This window comes from Streptomyces sp. TLI_053, from assembly GCF_900105395.1.
Classification (GTDB): Bacteria; Actinomycetota; Actinomycetes; order Streptomycetales; family Streptomycetaceae; genus Kitasatospora.
In genome coordinates this window covers 5378624-5396463 of record NZ_LT629775.1, presented here as the reverse complement: position 1 = coordinate 5396463, position 17840 = coordinate 5378624, and the positions used below count along the sequence as shown (strand labels likewise).

Sequence of the window (17840 nt, the reverse complement as noted above, 5' to 3'; positions counted from 1 at the left end):
CCGTGGTGTTTAGGGTGCCTCGCCCCGGTGCTCGTCCGTGCTCCCGCCCACGCCCCCGGCCGGGGCCGCAGGTCCGTCGGCGGGTCGGTCCGCCTCCGCCTCCGTCTCCGTCGCCGGAGCCGTCGCCGGGTCCGTCGCCGCGGCCTTCACCGGACCGCCGCCGGACGGCCGCCCGGCGGCGTTCTCCTTGAGGAAGGCGTCGTAGACCGCGAGCAGCGCCTGCTTCTGCTGCTCGTTGATCAACGGATCGGCCAGGATCGAGGCCCGCAGTTCCAGGCCCTCACCCCGCCGCTCCTCCAGGATTCCGGCCTGGACGTAGAGCGTCTCCGCCGAGATCCGCAGCGCCTTGGCGATCTGCTGCAGGATCTCCGCGCTCGGCTTGCGCAACCCTCGCTCGATCTGGCTGAGGTAGGGGTTGGACACGCCGGCGGCCTCCGCCAGCTGCCGCAGCGAGTACTGCGCGTTGCGCCGCTGCTCGCGGATGTACTCGCCCAGCGGGCCGACGTTCAGTGAGGCCATGCGAACACCCTGCCCCACCGCGCTTGCAATTGCAAGCACAGTGCTAGCGCCAGCAAACGCCCGCCCTGCGGATCGCGCCCCCGGACGGCCGGGACGACCGCCGCCCCGGCCTCGACCCGCTCCGAGGTCGGACCGGGGACGCTCCGGGTCAGGCGGGGAGGCGGACGGGCATCAGGACGGAGAAGGTGCCGGGGCGGTCGGCGGTACGGACGGCGAGGGGGGTGATCGGGCCGCCGAGTTCGAGGAGCAGCTGCCCCGGGGCATCGACCGGAACGGCCTCCAGGAGGAAGTCCCGGTTGACCGCCACCCGGAGGATGTCGTCCGACCCGTCGGCATCGGCCCCAGGGGCGGCGACGGCGAACCGGCCCTCACTGTCGACGGTCAGCAGGGCGACCTCGCAGGCCGCGCCGTGCGGACCGGACGGCAGGCTGCTGGTCACGGCCGACACGAGCGCCGCGCGCAGTTCGGCGGCGGGCAGGCCGATCCGGTGGGCCGGCTCCAGCCGGACGAGGGGCCGGTAGTCGGGGTAGTCGTGGTCGAGCGCGGCCCCCTCGATCCGGTGGCCGCCGACCGTGACGTGCACCGTTCCGGCGCCGAGCGCCAGTTCCACCGCCCCCGCGGCGGAGCCGAGCAGCGCGCGGACGGCATCGGCCAGCGCGACCGGCACGACGGCCGACGCGGCCGGCGCGGCGGACTCGGCGAAGTCGGCGGGCACGGCGGGCACGGCGGACTCGACAGACTCCGCAGGCACAGCAGACTCCGCGGGCTCCACCGGCCGGGCGGGCACCTCGGCAAGGGCTATCCGATAGCGATCGGTGGCGACCAGGCGCAGCAGGCCGCCGTCGAGGTCGAACAACACGCCGGACAGCACCGGCAGCCCGGGGTCGTCACCGACGGCGAAGCGGACCGCGTCCAGGGCTTCGGCCAGCCCGACGGCGGGGACGGTGAAGCGGTACTCGGCGGGGGTCGTGGTCATGAGGCTCTCCCTCTGGTCGATCAACCGGCGGATCAGGGAGAGTTCACGGCGCGCGTCGGCGAGGCCGTCCTCCAGCCGGCGCAGATGCTCGTCCACCACCCGCCGGGCGGCACCGCTGCCGGGCACCGCGCCGAGCACGGCCCGGATGTCCGCCAGCGGCAGACCCACCCGGCGCAGCCGGGCGAGCAGTCGGGCGTCGGCGAGCTGTCCGGGGGCGTACCAGCGGTAGCCGGTGCGCGGGTCGACACGGGCGGGGGCGAGCACCTCGGCACCGTCGTAGAACCGCAGGGCACTGATGCTCAGACCGCTGTCGCGGGCCAGCTCGCCGATGCTGCGCAGGTCGCTCTCCATGCCGGGGACTCTGGGGCCTCGACCGGGTCGAGGGTCAAGCGGGACCGCCGGACCGGCCCGACGATACCGCCGGCCACCGGGGCCGGGCGGGCGGTGACGGGGGACGCGAACCGGGCCCCGTCCGACACGCCACGAGATTCCCGGAGCAGGTGGTTGAACTTTGAACCAGTCGGGTCTACAGTGGAGCCATCAAGTTGAAGCCTAAACAAATGGCTTCGAACCCGAGGAGGAGCCATGGGCCTGTTCAACCGCACCAAGACCACCGACACCGCGACCACCGCCGTCGCCGTCGCCGAGAACCCGGCCGGCCAGGACCTCGGGCTCGGACACCTGACCGGCGACTGGACCATCGACACCACCCACAGCGAGATCGGCTTCGCCGTCCGCCACGCGATGGTCACCAACGTCAAGGGCCGCTTCACCGAGTACGAGGGCAAGCTGCACCTGGACGGCACCACCCCGACCGACTCGCGCGCCGATCTGGTGATCAAGGTCGCGAGCATCGACACCAACCAGGCCCAGCGCGACGAGCACCTGCGCACCAGCGACTTCTTCGCGGCCGAGACCTTCCCGGAGATGCGCTTCCGCAGCACCGCCGCCGAGCGCGTGGGCGACGAGTCCTACCGGATGAGCGGCGAGCTCACCATCAAGGACGTCACCCGCCCGATCACCCTGGACCTCGACTTCACCGGCCACGCCGTCGACGCCTACGGTGCCGACCGGGTCGGCTTCGAGGGCAAGGCCGTCCTGGACCGCACCGACTGGGGCCTGACCTACAACGCCGCGCTGGAGACCGGCGGCGTGCTGATCGGCGAGAAGGTCAAGCTCACCTTCGACATCTCCGCCGTGAAGGCGGCCTGACCCGGCCGACCTCGCCTGCGGGCCCCGCACCCCCGGTCGTGCGGGCGCGCGCGACGGCCCCCGGCCGTCCGCCCGTCCGCCCGCACCCGACTCCACCCCTGCCGACCCCCGATCGGCAGGGGTGGAGTCGCGTACCGCCACAACAACCCGTCGCGGCACGGTGATTCCTGTTCCGGCGATCCCCGGTCCGGCAGTTCCCGCTCCGGTGGTTCCGACCGGAACGACGGCCGGAAGGACAGCCCCGGCTAGACCGCCAGCAGCGCGGCGTCCGGCGACGGCAGCCAACTGCCCGCCGGGCGGCGCAACCAGCCCTCGCGCCCGCCGAGTTCGGCCGCCGCGGTCAGCAGTGCGGTCAGTCCGGGATGCCGCAGGTCCGGGCGGTGCACCAGGCTCACCAGGCTGAGCGGGACCGGATCGACCAGCGGCACGTTCACCGAGCCCGGCAGTGCCGGGCCGCCGACGGTGGTCAGCATCGGGTCGCCGTGCCGGGTCAGGTAGCGGGCCGTCTCGTCCACCCCCACCGGCGGGACCCGCGGGGGCGCCGCGTCCAGACCGTGCTCGTCCAGCAGCCGCCGGCCGAGGTCGGCCCACTCGGTGGTCGCCGGATTGCCCGCGCAGATGTCCACCGGGTGCCCGGCCAGTTCGGCGAGCCGCAGGGCCGGCCGACCGGCCAGCGGATGGCCGGCCGCCATCATCACCGAGACCGCCTCCAGCCGGACCGGGCGCTGCGCGAGCCGGGCCCGCGCCTCGGCGGGCAGTCCCGCGTAGCGGCCGAACGACACGTCCAGCCGATGGGCGAGCAGTTCGGTGGCCGCGGCCGCCAGACCGCCGTGGAAGCGGGCCAGCATTTCGCCCTCCGGCCAAGCGGCGCGGGCCCGTTGGAGCAGCCGGTCGCTGGTGAGGTCCGGCCCGGTGACGTCGCTGTTGAGGTCGAGCAGCAGTGGCCGGTGCGCGACACCGGCCAGGATCTCGTCGTGCAGGGCCAGCAGTCGGCGGGCCTTGGGCAGCAGACCGTGCCCGGCGGTGGTGAGTTCGACACTGCGGGTGGTACGGAGGAACAGGGTGTCGCCGAGCAGCCGCTCCAGCGTCCTGACATCACGGCTGAGCGCCTGCTGGGCCACGTGCAGCCGCTCCGCGGCGCGGCCGAAGTGCAGCGTCTCGGCGGTGGCGACGAAGCCGCGCAGCAGGCGGGGATGCAGGTCGTGGGGCATGGCGGCAGGCTAGCAACGCCCGGCCGGGCGATCCTTGCCGTCGGAGCCCACCCGCCCGGTACCGACATCACTTTGTTGTTGATGCGGCGGAACAGGTGTTGGACCGCGAACCACCGGCGGCCCGAGGCTGGAGCCCTTCCCTCCCCCTCTGTCCCGCGGAGTCCCGTGTTCGCCCCCTACCGACGCCTGTTCACCCGGCCCGGCACCGTCGCCTTCACCCTGGCCGGGCTGCTCGCCCGGCTGTCGATGTCGATGACCGGCGTCTCGCTGGTGGTGCTGATCGCCGAACGTCGCGGCTCCTACGCGCTCGCGGGCACCGTCGCCGCGGCCGGACTGGTCGCCGTGGCGATCGGCATGCCGCTGATCGGCCGGCTCGTCGACCGGTTCGGGCAGGCCCGGATCACCGTTCCGGCGGTGCTGTACAACCTGGTGCCGCTGTGCGGACTGCTGCTCTGCGTCCGCCTCGGCGCACCCGACTGGACGCTCCACCTCTGCTGGGCGGCCGGGTCCGCGGTGCCGAACCTCGGCGGTATGGCGCGGGCCCGCTGGGCGCACCTGCTCCGTGACGCGCCGGAGGACCGGCACCTCGCCAACTCCCTCGAACAGGCCCTGGACGAGCTCTGCTTCATGGCCGGACCGGTGCTCGGCATGGTCCTGTGCACGACGGTCGCCCCGGAGGCCGGGATGCTCACCGCCGGCGGGGTCGGCACCGTCGGCGCGCTGCTCTTCGCGGCCCAGCGGCGGACCGAACCGCCGCCGGCGGACCGTCCCGACGCCGCTGCCACCGACGCCGCTGCCACCGATGCCGCGGCCGGGCCGCGCTCGCCGCTGCGGGTGCCGGCGCTCCGGGTGCTCGCCCTGACCTTCCTCAGCACCGGCATGGTCTTCGGCGCGCTCGATCTGACCACCGTCGCGTACGCGGACGCGCTGGGGCACCGCCCGGTCGCGGGCGGACTGCTGGCCCTGGTGGCGGCCGGGTCGTGTGCGGCGGGGCTGGTGTTCGGCACCCTGCGGCCGACCCGCTCCGCGGGTGCCCGCTTCCTGCGGGGCCTGGCGGCGATGGCGGGGCTCCTGCTGCTGCCGCTCGCCGCCGGGCTGGGCGGCGCGGGACTCGCACTGCTCGGGGCGGCCCTGTTCGCGGCCGGCACGGGCACCGCACCGACCATGGTCACCGGCATGACGCTGATCCAGGAGCAGCTGCCCCAGCGGCAGTTGAACGAGGCGATGGCGATCGCGGTGTCCGGGATCATGATCGGCATATCGACCGGCTCGGCGCTGGCGGGCGCACTCGCCGAACACGCCGGGCCCGGCGCGGGGTACTGGATCCCGGCGGGAGCGGCGGCGCTCGCCCTGCTGATCGCCCTCGCGGGCCGCCGCCACCTGGGCGCGGGGCCGCGGCCTCCGGCCGGAACGGCTTCCGGCCCACTGTCGGTGCCACCGGCCAGCTTGCGATCATGACGACGGCGGCGAGCACCGTCGAGTACGTCCGGGGCGATGCCGCGGCACCCCTGGGCAAGGGGGTGGTGGTCCCGCATGTCCGCACCCCGCCCCGAGCCGAGAGGGCGCACCGGTGTCGGAAGCGGGCGGGCGCTGGGAGCCGGTGGAGCCCCTGGTGCGGGCCCGACCGACGGAACGGGGGTGCCGGTGACGGTCTACGACCGCGACCGACCGGCCGGCGCGACGGCCGACCAGGTGTACTCGTACTCGGGCAGCGTGTGACCGCCGGGGAAGACGCCCTGACCGGCCGCGGTGCGCCGGCCGCCGGCGCGCTCGTAGAAGGCGATCGCGCGGGTGTTGGCCTGCAGCACCTCCAGGTAGAGGTCGGCCCCGGGGTGCTGTCGGGTCACGTGGGCGCGGGCGGCGTCCAGCAGCTCGCCGCCGATCCCGGAGCCGGTCAGCCCGGGGCGGACGTGCAGGTTGTCGAGCAGCACCCGGCCGTCCGGCATCGGGACCAGGTAGGCGAATCCCACGGTGGTGCCCGCCTGTTCGGCGATCAGCAGTTCGGGGGTCGCCTCCGGGGCGCCGTAGTCGACACTCAGCCGCAGTTCCCAGATCTCGTGCCGCTCGTCCGCCAGCCCGTCACCGAGGGCGCTGTCGGGGACGATGCCGGCGTACGCGCTGCACCAGCTGGCGGCGTGCAGGGCGGCGACGTCCTCGGCGTCCCGGGCGTTCCCCCGGCGGATGGTGGTGATCACGCAACGAGCCTCTCATCCGGCCTGAACGCGTTCAAGCCCCGGTCGAAGTCATGGCATGCTTTTGAACGCGTTCGAAGAGGCTCGCCGAGAGTCCACGGAGGACGGCGCGCGTGTCGGCACCGGATGCGGAGGGGGCATCCGGTGCCGTCCGCGCCGACACCGCCTGGGACTCGGCCGATCGGGCTAGGCTCGGGGCCGTGGACGACCTGGCAGCGACGAACGGCCCGAGCGCGACGAACGACGGCACCGGCGGCACCGGCACCGGCGGCACCGCCGGCGGCGCGGAGCACCCCGACGACACTCCCTCGGAGCCGGCCGCACCGGCCGCCGCACCGGCCGCCGAGACACGTGGCAGTCGCGCCCGGCCGAAGACGGACAAGAGCGAGCAGACCCGGGCCCTGATCCTGGAGACCGCGATGCGGCTCTTCCAGGAACGCGGTTACGAGAAGACCACCATGCGCGCCATCGCCGCCGAGGCCGGCGTTTCGGTCGGAAATGCTTATTACTATTTTTCGGCGAAAGAATTTCTCATTCAGGGTTTCTACGACCGGATGACGTACGACCATGCGGCGGACGCGAGAAAGCGCATGGCCGATACCCGGGACTTCGCCGAGCGCCTGGAAATCGCCCTGGTCTCCTGGCTGGACACGGCGGCCCCGTACCACGAGTTCGCCGCGCAGTTCTTCCGGACGGCGGCCGACCCCACCAGTGCCCTGAGCCCGTTCTCCAACGAGTCGCACCCGGCCCGGGCCACCGCGGTCGCCCTGTTCCGCGACGTCCTTCAAGGCTCTGACCTGGCACCGAAGCTGGACGCCGAACTGGTCGAGCTGCTGCCCGACGTGCTCTGGCTGCACCTCATGGTCGTCGTCCTCTACTGGGTCTTCGACCGCACCGAGGACACCGAGCGGACCAGGGAATTCGTCCGCCGGTCCACCCCCATGGCGGCCCGGGTGATCAACCTCTCGCGCTATCGGGTGTTCCGGCCGATCGTCCGTGACGCCAAGGGGCTCATCCAGGACTTCATTCTTCCCACCATCGGGAAGACCGCCGTCAAATAGCGCGAAGAAAACGGCACGCGACAGAACGGGCCCCCGAAGCAGAATCGCCGCCCGCAGCAGAACGGCCGGCCCGCGGAAAGCGGGCCGGCCGGTCCGGACCGTGCGGCCCGATCAGAATCCGTCGATGTTCCAGGCCGCCAGCGGGGTGCGGAACAGCAGGTCCGCGGCCGCCGCCGCACCGGGGCGCAGCTCGGTGACCCGCCCGGCCAGGGCGAGCCTCGGCAGCGTCTCGCCACCCAGGTAGATCGCGCCCAGCGCCGAGGCGTCCAGCGCCAGATCGGGCTCGTCGGCCGTCCGGACGCAGCGACCGGTGCCGTCGGCGGCGACCTCGAACGCCCAGCGGCCCGCGACGTAGCCCGCCGGGTCGTCGACCTCCAGCACCGTACGGCCGGCCGCGCCGTACGTCCGGGCGTTGAACGCCGCCTCGATGTCGAGCACCCGCAGCCACATGAAGTCCGCGTTGTCCTCGTGCGGCGTCGCGGCCCGCGGGTCGTTCAGCAGCAGCGGCAGCGGGTCGTCCGGACCGACGTTCTCGACCACGACCTTGCGGACCCAGTCGATCGAGAGGACGAACCGCCAGAGCTCGGTGGCCGAGGCCCGGTCGAGGGCGAACAGGTCGGTGAGGGTGAGCGTGCAGTTGGGGTAGGAGCCGTCCCAGTTGTCGTCGATCCGGTAGACGGCCAGACCGGTCGGGGTGCCGTCGGCGGCGCGGTGGACGGCCGCGAACGGCTCCTTCCAGTCGAAGCCCGGCACCTCGATCTCACCGGTCGCCCGCTGCCAGGTCACCTCGTCGCGGGCGATCGCACCCGCCTGGGTGACCCGCCAGCGGTCGAACAGCTCGGGACCGATCTTGCGCAGCTCCGCCATCTCGACGAGGTCGATCCGCCCGCCGGGCACGGTCGGCAGGCCGTCCCGCAGGCCGCCGGCCCGGAGCAGGTCGATGTTCCAGCCGTGGCCCCGGGTCGCAGGGCCGAAGCCGTAACGGCCGTAGATGTTGTACTCGGCGGCGATCAGGATCGCGACCGCGGCGCCACGATCCCGGGCGGCCTCGAGGTCCCCGGTCATCATCCGGCGGAGCAGGCCGCGCCGCCGGTGGGTGGCGGTCACGGTGACGGCGGTGATCGCGTCGGCCGTGACGACCGCGCCGCCGGGGACGGTCAGCTCGGTGTCGAAGCTGCGGAAGGTGGCCACGAACCGGCCGTCGTCCACCGCACCGACCATCCGGTCCGGCTCCCACTGCCGGCGGCGGAACTCGGTCGCCCGGCCCACGTGCGAGCGCAGGAAGCCCAGGGCCAGTGCCCGGTCCCACGCCTCCACCTCGTCCTGCCCGATCGCGCGGATCTCGATCCCGTCCGCCGCGTCCGCCCGCTCCCCCGGTCGGCCGCCACCCGGCCCTCCGGACCCGCCGTTCGTCTCGTTGCCCATTCGCCCACCGTACGGCGGGGTTTCGGCAACGGCATCCGATTTATTCCGGGGCCCACGCTCGCCCGGTCGGCCCCCGGGCCGGGCCCGGGAGGATCCTGGAGCGGGACACCCCGGCGTCCCCGGAACATCGGCCCGGGTGGCCGGCACCACGGCCGACCGGGGAGCCTGACACCCCGTCCGACCGGGACGAGCCGACGTCGATGACGGTGGTGGCCGCTAGCCTCTCGGCGTGACGCAGACCAGTGATCGCCGGTTCCCCGCCGCGCTCGCCGCCGCACTGGCGGTCCCCTTCGACCACGACGACGGCAGGGGGATCGACTTCGAGCCCTTCCCGGCCTTCCGTTCCGCCGAGGACACCACCGACTGGTTCCGGGCCTGGACCGGCAACACGGACTCGAGCGGTGACGACTTCCGCGTGTTCGGCCAGGACGGCACGGGTGGATACGCGGCGTTCTGGCTGGTCCGCCCGGGTCGCCCGCTCGTCGACCAACCCGTCGTCTTCCTCGGCTCCGAGGGCGAGACCGCCGTACTGGCACGCGACCTGGGCGACTTCCTGTGGCTGCTCGCCGGCGGCTTCGGCCCCTGGGAGGCGGCCACCCTCTACCAGCCCGACTGGAGCCCGAGTCCCGACCAGCAGCTGACGGCCGTCGCGGAGCGCTTCGCCCCCGATCGGCGGCAGTCGCCCGGCGCCGTCATCGAGGCGGCGTCCCGGGAGTTCCCCGACTTCGACGACAGGATCATGGCGCTCTGTCGCTAGCCCCGACCGGGACTGCTCCCGGACCGCCGCGGGAATCGGCGGACGCTGCCGTCGGACTGCCCGTCCGCCGTTCCACCGGTCCTGCGGGCGCGGAACACGGGCGCGGCCGCCGCGGGGAAGCACGAGGCGGACCGGGGAGTCCGCGCTCCACCCGCGCGGCCGGTCAGGGACGGGCGTAGAAGTCCGGGGTGCCCATGATCCAGAGGCTGGCCTGCTTGATCGGCATCCCGGCGCGGGGGGCCTCGATCATCTGGTCGTCGCCGATGTAGAGGCCGACGTGGTGGATGTCGGCGGCCCGGCCGGTGGCGCTCCAGAAGACCAGGTCGCCGGGGCGGAGCTGGCGGTAGGTGACCGGGGTGGACTGCGCGTACTGGTCGGCGGCGAAGTGGTTGAGCCGCTTGCCGCCCTCGCGCCAGGCCATCATGGTCAGCCCGGAGCAGTCGTAGCCGACCGGGCCCTCGCCGCCCCAGATGTAGGGCAGGCCGATCCTGGCGCGGGCGAAGGCCACGGCGGAGGCCGCGTTCTCCGCGGACCAGGGCCGTCCGGCCGGGGGTGCGGCCGCGGCCGGGCCGGTCTTCGCGGGGGAGGCGGCAGCGGCCGAAGCGGCGGCGGCCGCGGCGGCGGCCCGTTCGGCGGCCGCCTTCTCCGCCGCGGCCAGCTCGGCCGCGGCCCGTTCCGCCGCCTCGCGTTCGGCGGCGGCCTTCTCGGCCGCCGCGCGCGCCGCCGCCTCGGCCTCCCGGGCCGCGATGGCCTCCAGCGCCTCGCGCCGTTGGCGTTCCAGTTCGACCGTGGTGTGGCGGGCGGCCGCCAGCTCCGCGAGCAGCCGTTCGCGTTTCAGGCCGGTCGCCGCGACCTGGTTCTGCTGGTCCGTCAGCCTGGCCTCGGCCCGTTCCCTGGCGGCGCCCACCGCGGCGGCGGCCCGTTCGGCGGCCTCGGCCGCGGTGCGCGCGGCGGCGACGGCCCGGGCGGCGCCGGCGGCCGTGGAGACGGCCGCGTCGAGGATCTGCCGGGAACGGTCGCTGGCGACCCCGACCACGGCGGCCCGGTCCCCCGCCTCGCGCGGGCCGCGTGCGCCGAGCAGGGCGTTGATCGCGGAGAGCTCGGCGCTGGTGCCCTGCCGGTACGTCTCGGCGGCCAGTGCCGCGGCGTCCTCGGCGGCGGCGGACCGTTCCGCCTCGGCGGCCGCCGACCGGTCCGCGGCGGCGGACTCCTCGGCCCTGGCCCGGGTGAGGGCCAGCTGGGCGCCGTTGTGGGCCTCGACGGCCTGTTCGGCGGTCCGGGCGGCGGTGTCGAGTTCGGCCCTGGCGGCGGTGAGGCCCGCCTCGATGACGGCGACCGAGCCGGCCGTGGCGTCGGCCTCGGCCCGGGACCGGTCGATCTCCTCGGCGGAGGGATAGGCCTGCTCCGCCGGAGCACCGGCGGAACCGGGCCCGTCTGCGGAACCGGGCCCACCGGCGGAACCGGGCCCGGCCGGAACGCCGCCCCCCGGCGGTTCGGCGGCCGTGCTGGCCCCGCCCGGCTCCACCGGGGCGGCCGCCGCGGCCGGAAGCAGCCCGAGCAGGGCGGTGAGGGACAACAGGAGGGTCGGCAGGAATCCGCGCGCCACGATTCATCCCTTCGTACGGTCACGAGGGAGCGGCCGCGCCGCCCGCACCGCGGTGCGGGCGGCGCGGCGACGGGACCGGGGACGGCGGGGGCCGAACGGCTCCGACGGATCGCCGGACCGTCGCCCGCCCGCGCCGGTCCGGCGCCGAGAGGTGCGGCGAAAACATCCCGTTCCGTGACAAGACGGTCACTGCCCGCCATGTTCTCAAGCGAGGCGGGATTCACACCTCACATCCGCACCGCCGACCGGGTGACCATCTGATGATCTGACTGCAGGATGGTCCCGACCGGGCGGCCAGGGTATACGAACTAACGGCTCATCCGACGCGTCCGCGGCCGCAACCAGCGGTGTCGCCCCGGACGGAGTGGCTGCCCGGTCGGCCGGACGGCGTACGTCCGGCCCCGGCCGGCCCGGACGGCGCGACGGCGCCGCTGGGACCCGTCCCGCGGCCCCACCCGATCGGCCGAGCCGCCGTATCCGCCCGGCCCGCCGTACGCCGCTCCGTTGCCGGCGGCGCCCCCGTTGCCGTTCGCCCCGGCGTTCCGGTGACTGCCGGACGGGTGCTCCCCGCCCGCCGCCGAGCGCCGGTCGGCGAGCCTCGCGGAGCGCCGGGCCAGGGCCCGGGCGGCGTGCGCGTCCAGGTGGGCGCTGGCCCGGGCGGCCATCCGCTCGGCCACCCGGTGGGCCGCCGGGTGGTTCGCCGACACCTTGTCCGGCGCCCCGGCGATCAGGTCGAAAAGCCAGGTGCGGGCGATGTCCGCACGCCGGTGCAGACGACGCTCGCGCCGGAGTGCCCGGGCCCGGCGGCGCGGGCGCCCGGCGTACCGCCAGCGCGCCCAGGGGCTGCTCGGCCGGGCCAGCCGGATCGCGCCGACCCAGGAGAGGCCGGGCACCATGATGCCGAGCAGGCCGGTCCACATCTTGCCCTTGAGCAGGGTGACGATCATGGCCAGCGCGTTCACCGAGATCACCGTGACCAGGCCCCATCTGGTCTCCCCGGTGGGCTCGGCGCCGAGCGGCACGTAGCCGACCAGCAGCAGGCCGGTGAAGAGGATGCCGAAGATCACCGCGTCCACCGACTTGCGGCCCTGCTCGCTCCAGTAGACGTCGTCCAGGTGCAGGATCAGCGCGAACTCGTCCAGCACCAGTCCGCAGCCGATGCCGAAGAGCAGGCCGAAGAGGTCGATCCACGGGTGGCCGCCGTAGGTGGCGAACACCCCGATGCCGCCGACCAGCAGGAAGCCCAGGCCGAAGACCATGTGGTGGATGTGCAACCCGCCGGGTGTCACGTTGCCCGGCCACCAGCGGACCTGGGCCCTGATCATCCGCACGCTGAACCGGATGAAGACGAACGAGGTGATGAACCCGACCAGCAGCAGGAACAGCGGTTGCTTGTGCGCGTCGACGATGTGCTCGCGGTAGCCGTCCAGCAGTGTGGTCATGCGTCTTACCTTCGTTCCTGGTGCTGCGTGCGGTCTGCCACGACATGGCCCGGAGGCCAACGATCGGCGTCAGAAACCGCGAGTGCGCTTGGCCGCCCGGCGCGGGATCACCGGGGCGAGCGACGGCCGCTCGACCCCGACCGGGAGCTTCATGAAGAGCCGGGCGATCTCCCCGCCCAGGTTCACCCCGATGGCCAGCGCCAGGGCGATCGCCGCCGCCCTGGTGATCTGGACCAGGCCGCCGCTGGGGTGCCCCTGGGCGAACGACAGCATGCCGAGGTAGAGCGCCGAACCGGGCATCAGCGGTCCGATCGCCGCGGTGACGTACGGCAGTGCGGAGCCGTTGCGGTAGCGCGCCATCAGCTGGCCGAACAGGCCGACCAGGCCGGCCGCCACACCGGTCGCGACGATCGGCGAGAGCTGGGCGTTGTAGGCCAGCACCCCGTAGCTGGCCCAGCCGATGCCGCTGTTCAGGGTGACCAGGGCCAGCGAGCGCCGGTCGGTCTGCAGCAGCATCGCGAAGGCGCAGGTGAGCACCAGCGCCGCGACCATCTGGACCGGCGGGTAGCTGATCCCCACCAGCGACTCGTCCGGCTTGAGCTTCGCCTGGAAGCCGACCCCCAGGTAGAGGATCAGCATCACGCCGATGACGATGCCCGCCACCAGGTAGATCACTTCCAGCAGCCGGGCCGCGGCGGTGATGTAGAAACCCGTCAGACCGTCCTGCACCGCGGCGACCAGGGCGCGTCCGGGCAGCAGCGCGAACAGCCCACCGGTGATCACCACCGAGCCGCGCAGTCCGAGGTCGTTGAAGGAGAGCACGATGCCGGAGGCCGCGGCCGGCATCGCGGCCAGCACGAACTGGTAGAACTCCGGCAGCCCGCGACGGGCGATCAGCGAGGCCAGCCGGTCGCCGAGCACGGCCGCGACGAAGGCGCTGAGGAAGACCAGCCAGGCCTTGTCGTCGATCCGCCCGCCGACCAGGAAGGTCGCCGCGCCGGCCAGCAGACCGGTGTTCAGGGCGAGCATCCAGGCCGGGTACGGGTGGCGGTTGCGGCGGATCACCGCGAGCCGGCGGTAGGCGTCGTTGACGCTCACCCGCTCGGCGGTGATGTCCGCGACCAGCTCGTACACCGCGTTCAGCCGGGTGTAGTCGGAGGTGCGGCGGCGCACCACCCGGTCGGCGGTGATCGGCGGCTCGACCAGCGAGGGCTGGTGCGAGATGCCGATCAGGGTGAAGGTGACCTGCGGTTCGCAGCGGTCCAGCCGGTAGGCGTGCGCGATGCCGAGCATCGCCGCCTCGACGTCCTCGGCGGCCTCGCCGCTGGCCAGCAGCAGTTCGCCGATGCGCAGGGTCAGGTCGAGGACGCGCGGGACGTTGCGGCCGGCGGCGACCGAGGGGTGCAGCTCGCGGGCGGTCCGTTCGAAGGCCGGGCGCTCGGACATCGGGGTGCGCAGCAGGGTGCGCATCCGGTCCGGCCAGGGCGCCTCGCCGGGCGCGCCGGGGCTGAGCGCGCCGACCGGGATGCCGAGCGGCGGGGTGTAGCCGGCGGCCCGCCACTCCTCGGGGGTGAGGGTGTCCTCGGCCACCGAACGGCGGCGGCCCGGGGCGGCCGGTCCGGTGTCGGCCGGTACCGCTGCGGCCGGTACCTCGTCGACCGGCGGCGCCCCGGGCCCGGGCCGAGGCTCGGGCCGAGGTTCGGGCCCGGGCTCGGGCTCGGGCTCGGGCTCGGGCCGGGGTTCGGGCTCGGGCGCCAGCAGGCCCCTGGTCTCGGGCGCGGGCAGCAGGAGCGGGATCTCCACGGTCGGTTCGACGACCGGGGCGGGATGCCCGAGCAGACCCTCGGTGGGCGGCGCGGCGGACGGGTGGAGCGGGCGCGGCTCCGCGGCGGGCCCGGACCGCGGCCGGGGCGACCGGCCGCCCCGGCCGCCCCTGGCCTTCTTGCCGCCGCCCGGCCGGCCCCGCTTCGGCACTTCCGCTCCTTGCCGCCCCTGGCGGTGCCGGTCCCCCGGGCCGCCGTTCGATCTCCGGATACACCATGCCCGATCGAACTGCCGGACGCACATGTACGGGGCGGCGGGGGCGGCCGGTCGCGGACGCCTACCCGGCGCGATGGCGGCCGCCGGCCCCGGCGGCGGGCGCCGCGGCGCGGTCGGGGTGCCCGGCCCCGGCGGCCTGCGCGGCCCGGCCGGAGCGCCGGGCGCGGAGCAGCTCGACGGCCACCGGGACCACCGAGAGCAGCACGATGCCGATCAGGATCGCCTCGATGTTCTCCCGGACGAACGGGATCTGTCCGAGGAAGTAGCCGAGCACCGTGACGCCCGCGCCCCAGAGCACGCCGCCGACGACGTTGAAGAGGACGAAGACGCGGTAGTTCATCGCGCTCACCCCGGCGACGATCGGGGTGAAGGTGCGCACGATCGGCACGAACCGGGCCAGCACGATCGCCTTCGGGCCGTGCCGGTCGAAGAAGGCGGCCGCCTTCTCCACGTTCTCCTGCTTGAACAGCCGGGAGTCGGGGCGGCGGAACAGGCCCGGTCCGACCTTCCGCCCGAACAGGTAGCCGACCTGGTCGCCGGCCACCGCCGCCAGCACGATCAGCGCGCAGACCAGCCAGAGCGGCTGGTGCAGGTAGGTGCCGCCGGCCACCAGCAGACCGGTGGTGAAGAGCAGCGAGTCGCCCGGGAGGAAGAAGCCGATCAGCAGGCCCGACTCGGCGAAGACGATGGCCAGGATGCCGATCAGCCCGAAGGTGGAGATCAGGTAGGTCGGATCGAGCCAGGACGGGCCGAGGGCGAGGCTGGTCACGGGGCGGACTCCTGAGGGCCTGAAGGGTCTACTCTTGGCAATGGAACAGTAAAGCATTCACCAAGGAACCTTCGAACACCCCAGGTCCGGGCGGCGGTCGGACAATCATCCGGGTACCACCATCGGGCGAATCCTCGCCCGAATGGTGGAGTTCGTCCGGGGCCCTGGTGAATCCTGTTCGTGCGACGTCAGGCAACGGCGCTGCGGAGCGGCCACTCCGGAAGCGCCACCATTCGCACCCCACCCTCAGGGAGACCATCGTGTCCCGTATCCGCGCAGCCGCCGCCGTCACCGCCCTCGGGGCCTTCCTCCTCGCCGGCATCGGCACCGCCCACGCCGACAACGGCGCCGGCGCGGACCACCACTCCAACAGCAGCGTGGTGAGCAACACCGGCTCCGGCAACATCATCGGCAACGTCCACGGCAACGTGGTCAGCACCCAGCAGACCGCCACCGGCTCCGGCGCCAGCAACCAGAACAACACCCTCGCGGCGACCGGGAACGCCGGCAACATCGGCGCCCTCCAGGGCAACGGCAACCTCGCCGCCCTGTTCGCCCCGCACATCGGCGGCTGAGCGACGCTCCGCCCCTGAGCCCGTCCGCCGGTCGCGGCCGGGTGGGCACCCCACGCCGGCGGGGTGCCCACCCGGCCGCGTCGCTCCCGTCTCCCGGGTCCGGCGGCGCCGGGAGACGGCCGGCGGTTCCGGGAGACCGGGCACCTGTGCGACGGATCAGCACTCCGCCGTTGACCAGCGAGAACAGCGCGCACGCCCCTTCGCCGACCCTGGACAGCCGAAGCTACCCCCGATTAACTTGTGGGGCCATCGGCGGGCCGCCCGGCCGCGCCGTGCCGGGCACGTCGAAGGGAGCGCCGCCGTGCGCCGCACCGTGTTCACCGAGGACCACGAGGCCTTCCGCGAGACCATCCGCGACTTCATCGCCAACGAGGTCGTCCCCGTGTACGAGGACTGGGAGGCCGCCGGCCATCCGCCGCGCGACTTCTACCGCACGCTGGGCGCACTCGGTGTCTACGGCATCGAGGTGCCCGAGGAGTACGGCGGCGCGGGCGAGAGCGGCTTCAAGTACCAGGCGGTGGTGGCCGAGGAGACCGCGCGGGCCGGCGTCGGCTTCGGGTCCTCGGGTGTGCACACCGGCCTGGTGCTGCCCTATCTGCTGGAGTACGCCAACGAGGAGCAGAAGGCGCGCTGGCTGCCCGGCTTCGTCTCCGGCGACATCATGACCGCGATCGCGATGACCGAGCCGGGCGCCGGCTCCGACCTCGCCGGCATCTCCACCACCGCCCGGCTCTCCGAGGACGGCACCCACTACGTCCTCAACGGCGCCAAGACCTTCATCACCGGCGGCGTCCTCGCCGACCTGGTCCTGGTGGTCTGCCGGACCTCGCCGTACGACCCGGACAACCGCCGGGCCGGGCTCTCCATCCTCTGCGTGGACACCGCCTCCCCCGGCTACACGGTCGGCCGCAAGCTCCAGAAGATCGGTCTGCGCAGCTCGGACACCGCCGAACTGGCCTTCGCGGACGTCAAGGTCCCGGTGGAGAACCTGCTCGGCGAGGAGGGGAAGGCGTTCGGCTACCTGACCCACAACCTGGTGCAGGAACGGCTGGCGATCGCGGTCGGCGCGTACGCGGCCGCCGCGGCCGCGGTGCGGTTCGCGGTGCAGTACGTCAAGGACCGCAAGGTGTTCGGGAAGACGGTCGCCGAGTTCCAGAACACCAAGTTCACGCTGGCCGACTGCGAGTCGCAGGTGATGGCTCAGCAGTCGATGGTCGACCGCGCGCTGGAGCTGTACCAGAACGGTGGGCTGACGGTCGCGGACGCCGCGGCGGCGAAGCTGTTCTGCACCGAGTCGGCGTCCGTCGTGATCGACAAGTGCCTTCAGCTGCACGGAGGTTACGGCTACATCCTGGAGTACCCGATCGCCCGGCTCTACACCGACAACCGGGTCTTCCGGATCTACGGCGGCACCAGCGAGGTCATGCGCAGCATCGTCGCCAAGTCGCTCGGCCTGTAGTCCGGCCCGGCCGGCAGTCCGGCACGCGGCTCGGTCTTCGGTCCGGTGGCCGGTCCGGTCCGGTCCGACCACCGGACCTCCGGCGGCGTTCACCCGTCCGAGTGGAGGGGCGGACGCCGCCACCGGGGAACGGCCCCGGCCCGGTGATCAGTTGGGCGAGTGGTGCTCGGTGCGCCAGGCCTCCCAGCCCGCCGAGGACGCCACCTTGGCCTCGTGCAGGGCCCGCTGGGCCAGGGCCTGCGGCGGGGTGTCCAGCCGCCGCACCCAGTCGCGGCCGGCCGTGGCCAGCGCCGCGCACACCATCACCGCACCCGCCGTCCCGAACAGCGCGCCGATGCCCGTGAGCACCGCGCCGCCGGCCAGCAGCGAGCGGTTGACCTGGAACCCGCTGAAAGAACGCTCGTTGGTCGCCATGCCCTCCACCATGGGTGCAGTCGGCCGCCTCCGCACGCCGAGCGCGTCCGCACGCGGGCGCCGCTCGGCGTGCGGGCGCGGGGCGGGTCCGGGACGCTGGGCCGCAAGGGTTCCCCGGCGCGACAGCCGGACGGCGGCGCCGCGGGACGGCACGGCGGAGCGACAGCAGGACGGCAGGAGGA

General features: G+C 73.9%; 16 protein-coding genes. 6 read left to right on the top strand and 10 right to left on the bottom strand.

Annotated features, from left to right (window positions below; translation table 11 throughout):
• Positions 1–9: 9 nt before the first annotated feature.
• Both BLU95_RS21980 and BLU95_RS21975 read right to left on the bottom strand, forming a co-directional pair.
• Complete coding sequence (locus tag BLU95_RS21980; protein ID WP_093861534.1) at positions 10–519, bottom strand: helix-turn-helix domain-containing protein; 510 nt, start codon at positions 517–519, stop codon at positions 10–12.
• A gap of 148 nt (positions 520–667) precedes the next feature.
• A complete protein-coding gene (locus BLU95_RS21975) occupies positions 668–1846 on the bottom strand; it encodes a DNA polymerase III subunit beta family protein (protein ID WP_093861533.1) in 1179 nt (392 codons plus the stop codon).
• Between the two features lie 234 nt (positions 1847–2080).
• Here BLU95_RS21975 and BLU95_RS21970 point away from each other — a divergent pair, with 234 nt between their 5' ends.
• Positions 2081–2707, top strand: a complete 627-nt coding sequence (locus tag BLU95_RS21970) for a YceI family protein (protein ID WP_093861532.1) — start codon at positions 2081–2083, stop codon at positions 2705–2707.
• Between the two features lie 245 nt (positions 2708–2952).
• Here BLU95_RS21970 and BLU95_RS21965 read toward each other — a convergent pair whose 3' ends face one another.
• A complete protein-coding gene (locus BLU95_RS21965) occupies positions 2953–3918 on the bottom strand; it encodes a LysR family transcriptional regulator (RefSeq protein ID WP_093861531.1) in 966 nt (321 codons plus the stop codon).
• Between the two features lie 165 nt (positions 3919–4083).
• Between BLU95_RS21965 and BLU95_RS21960 the strand changes: the two genes are divergently transcribed.
• Entirely contained in the window at positions 4084–5376 is a 1293-nt protein-coding gene (locus BLU95_RS21960; RefSeq protein ID WP_231977732.1) for an MFS transporter, read from the top strand.
• A 194-nt stretch (positions 5377–5570) separates the two neighbouring features.
• On the opposite strand, the gene BLU95_RS21955 is transcribed toward BLU95_RS21960, so the two are convergent.
• On the bottom strand, positions 5571–6113 hold the full coding sequence (locus tag BLU95_RS21955; RefSeq protein ID WP_231977731.1) for a GNAT family N-acetyltransferase: 543 nt from the start codon (positions 6111–6113) through the stop codon (positions 5571–5573).
• A 197-nt stretch (positions 6114–6310) separates the two neighbouring features.
• Here BLU95_RS21955 and BLU95_RS21950 point away from each other — a divergent pair, with 197 nt between their 5' ends.
• The gene (locus tag BLU95_RS21950) at positions 6311–7171 is read left to right on the top strand and encodes a TetR/AcrR family transcriptional regulator (protein WP_231977730.1); all 861 of its coding nucleotides are present in this window, start codon (positions 6311–6313) and stop codon (positions 7169–7171) included.
• Positions 7172–7282: 111 nt separating this feature from the next.
• Here BLU95_RS21950 and BLU95_RS21945 read toward each other — a convergent pair whose 3' ends face one another.
• Entirely contained in the window at positions 7283–8596 is a 1314-nt protein-coding gene (locus BLU95_RS21945) for a GNAT family N-acetyltransferase (RefSeq protein WP_093861529.1), read from the bottom strand.
• A gap of 229 nt (positions 8597–8825) precedes the next feature.
• Here BLU95_RS21945 and BLU95_RS21940 point away from each other — a divergent pair, with 229 nt between their 5' ends.
• On the top strand, positions 8826–9353 hold the full coding sequence (locus BLU95_RS21940; RefSeq protein WP_093861528.1) for an SMI1/KNR4 family protein: 528 nt from the start codon (positions 8826–8828) through the stop codon (positions 9351–9353).
• Positions 9354–9516: 163 nt separating this feature from the next.
• Here BLU95_RS21940 and BLU95_RS45180 read toward each other — a convergent pair whose 3' ends face one another.
• The 4 genes from BLU95_RS45180 to BLU95_RS21920 all read right to left on the bottom strand — a co-directional run bounded on the left by BLU95_RS45180 (position 9517) and on the right by BLU95_RS21920 (position 15210).
• Positions 9517–10959, bottom strand: coding sequence for a C40 family peptidase (locus BLU95_RS45180; protein ID WP_093861527.1), 1443 nt, complete (start codon positions 10957–10959; stop codon positions 9517–9519).
• Positions 10960–11267: 308 nt separating this feature from the next.
• On the bottom strand, positions 11268–12401 hold the full coding sequence (locus BLU95_RS21930; RefSeq protein WP_197698609.1) for a hypothetical protein: 1134 nt from the start codon (positions 12399–12401) through the stop codon (positions 11268–11270).
• Between the two features lie 69 nt (positions 12402–12470).
• Positions 12471–14375: a threonine/serine exporter family protein gene (locus BLU95_RS21925; RefSeq protein ID WP_231977729.1), complete on the bottom strand. Its 1905-nt coding sequence runs from the start codon at positions 14373–14375 to the stop codon at positions 12471–12473.
• A 127-nt stretch (positions 14376–14502) separates the two neighbouring features.
• Positions 14503–15210 carry a DedA family protein gene (locus BLU95_RS21920; RefSeq protein WP_093861525.1) on the bottom strand — a complete coding sequence of 236 codons (708 nt, stop codon included), beginning with the start codon at positions 15208–15210 and terminating at the stop codon, positions 14503–14505.
• Positions 15211–15470: 260 nt separating this feature from the next.
• On the opposite strand from BLU95_RS21920, the gene BLU95_RS21915 reads away from it, so the two are divergent.
• Both BLU95_RS21915 and BLU95_RS21910 read left to right on the top strand, forming a co-directional pair.
• Positions 15471–15785, top strand: coding sequence for a hypothetical protein (locus BLU95_RS21915; protein WP_093861524.1), 315 nt, complete (start codon positions 15471–15473; stop codon positions 15783–15785).
• A 301-nt stretch (positions 15786–16086) separates the two neighbouring features.
• A complete protein-coding gene (locus BLU95_RS21910; RefSeq protein WP_173862101.1) occupies positions 16087–17244 on the top strand; it encodes an acyl-CoA dehydrogenase family protein in 1158 nt (385 codons plus the stop codon).
• 147 nt (positions 17245–17391) lie between these two features.
• On the opposite strand, the gene BLU95_RS21905 is transcribed toward BLU95_RS21910, so the two are convergent.
• The gene (locus BLU95_RS21905) at positions 17392–17658 is read right to left on the bottom strand and encodes a hypothetical protein (RefSeq protein ID WP_030393695.1); all 267 of its coding nucleotides are present in this window, start codon (positions 17656–17658) and stop codon (positions 17392–17394) included.
• Positions 17659–17840: the final 182 nt, after the last annotated feature.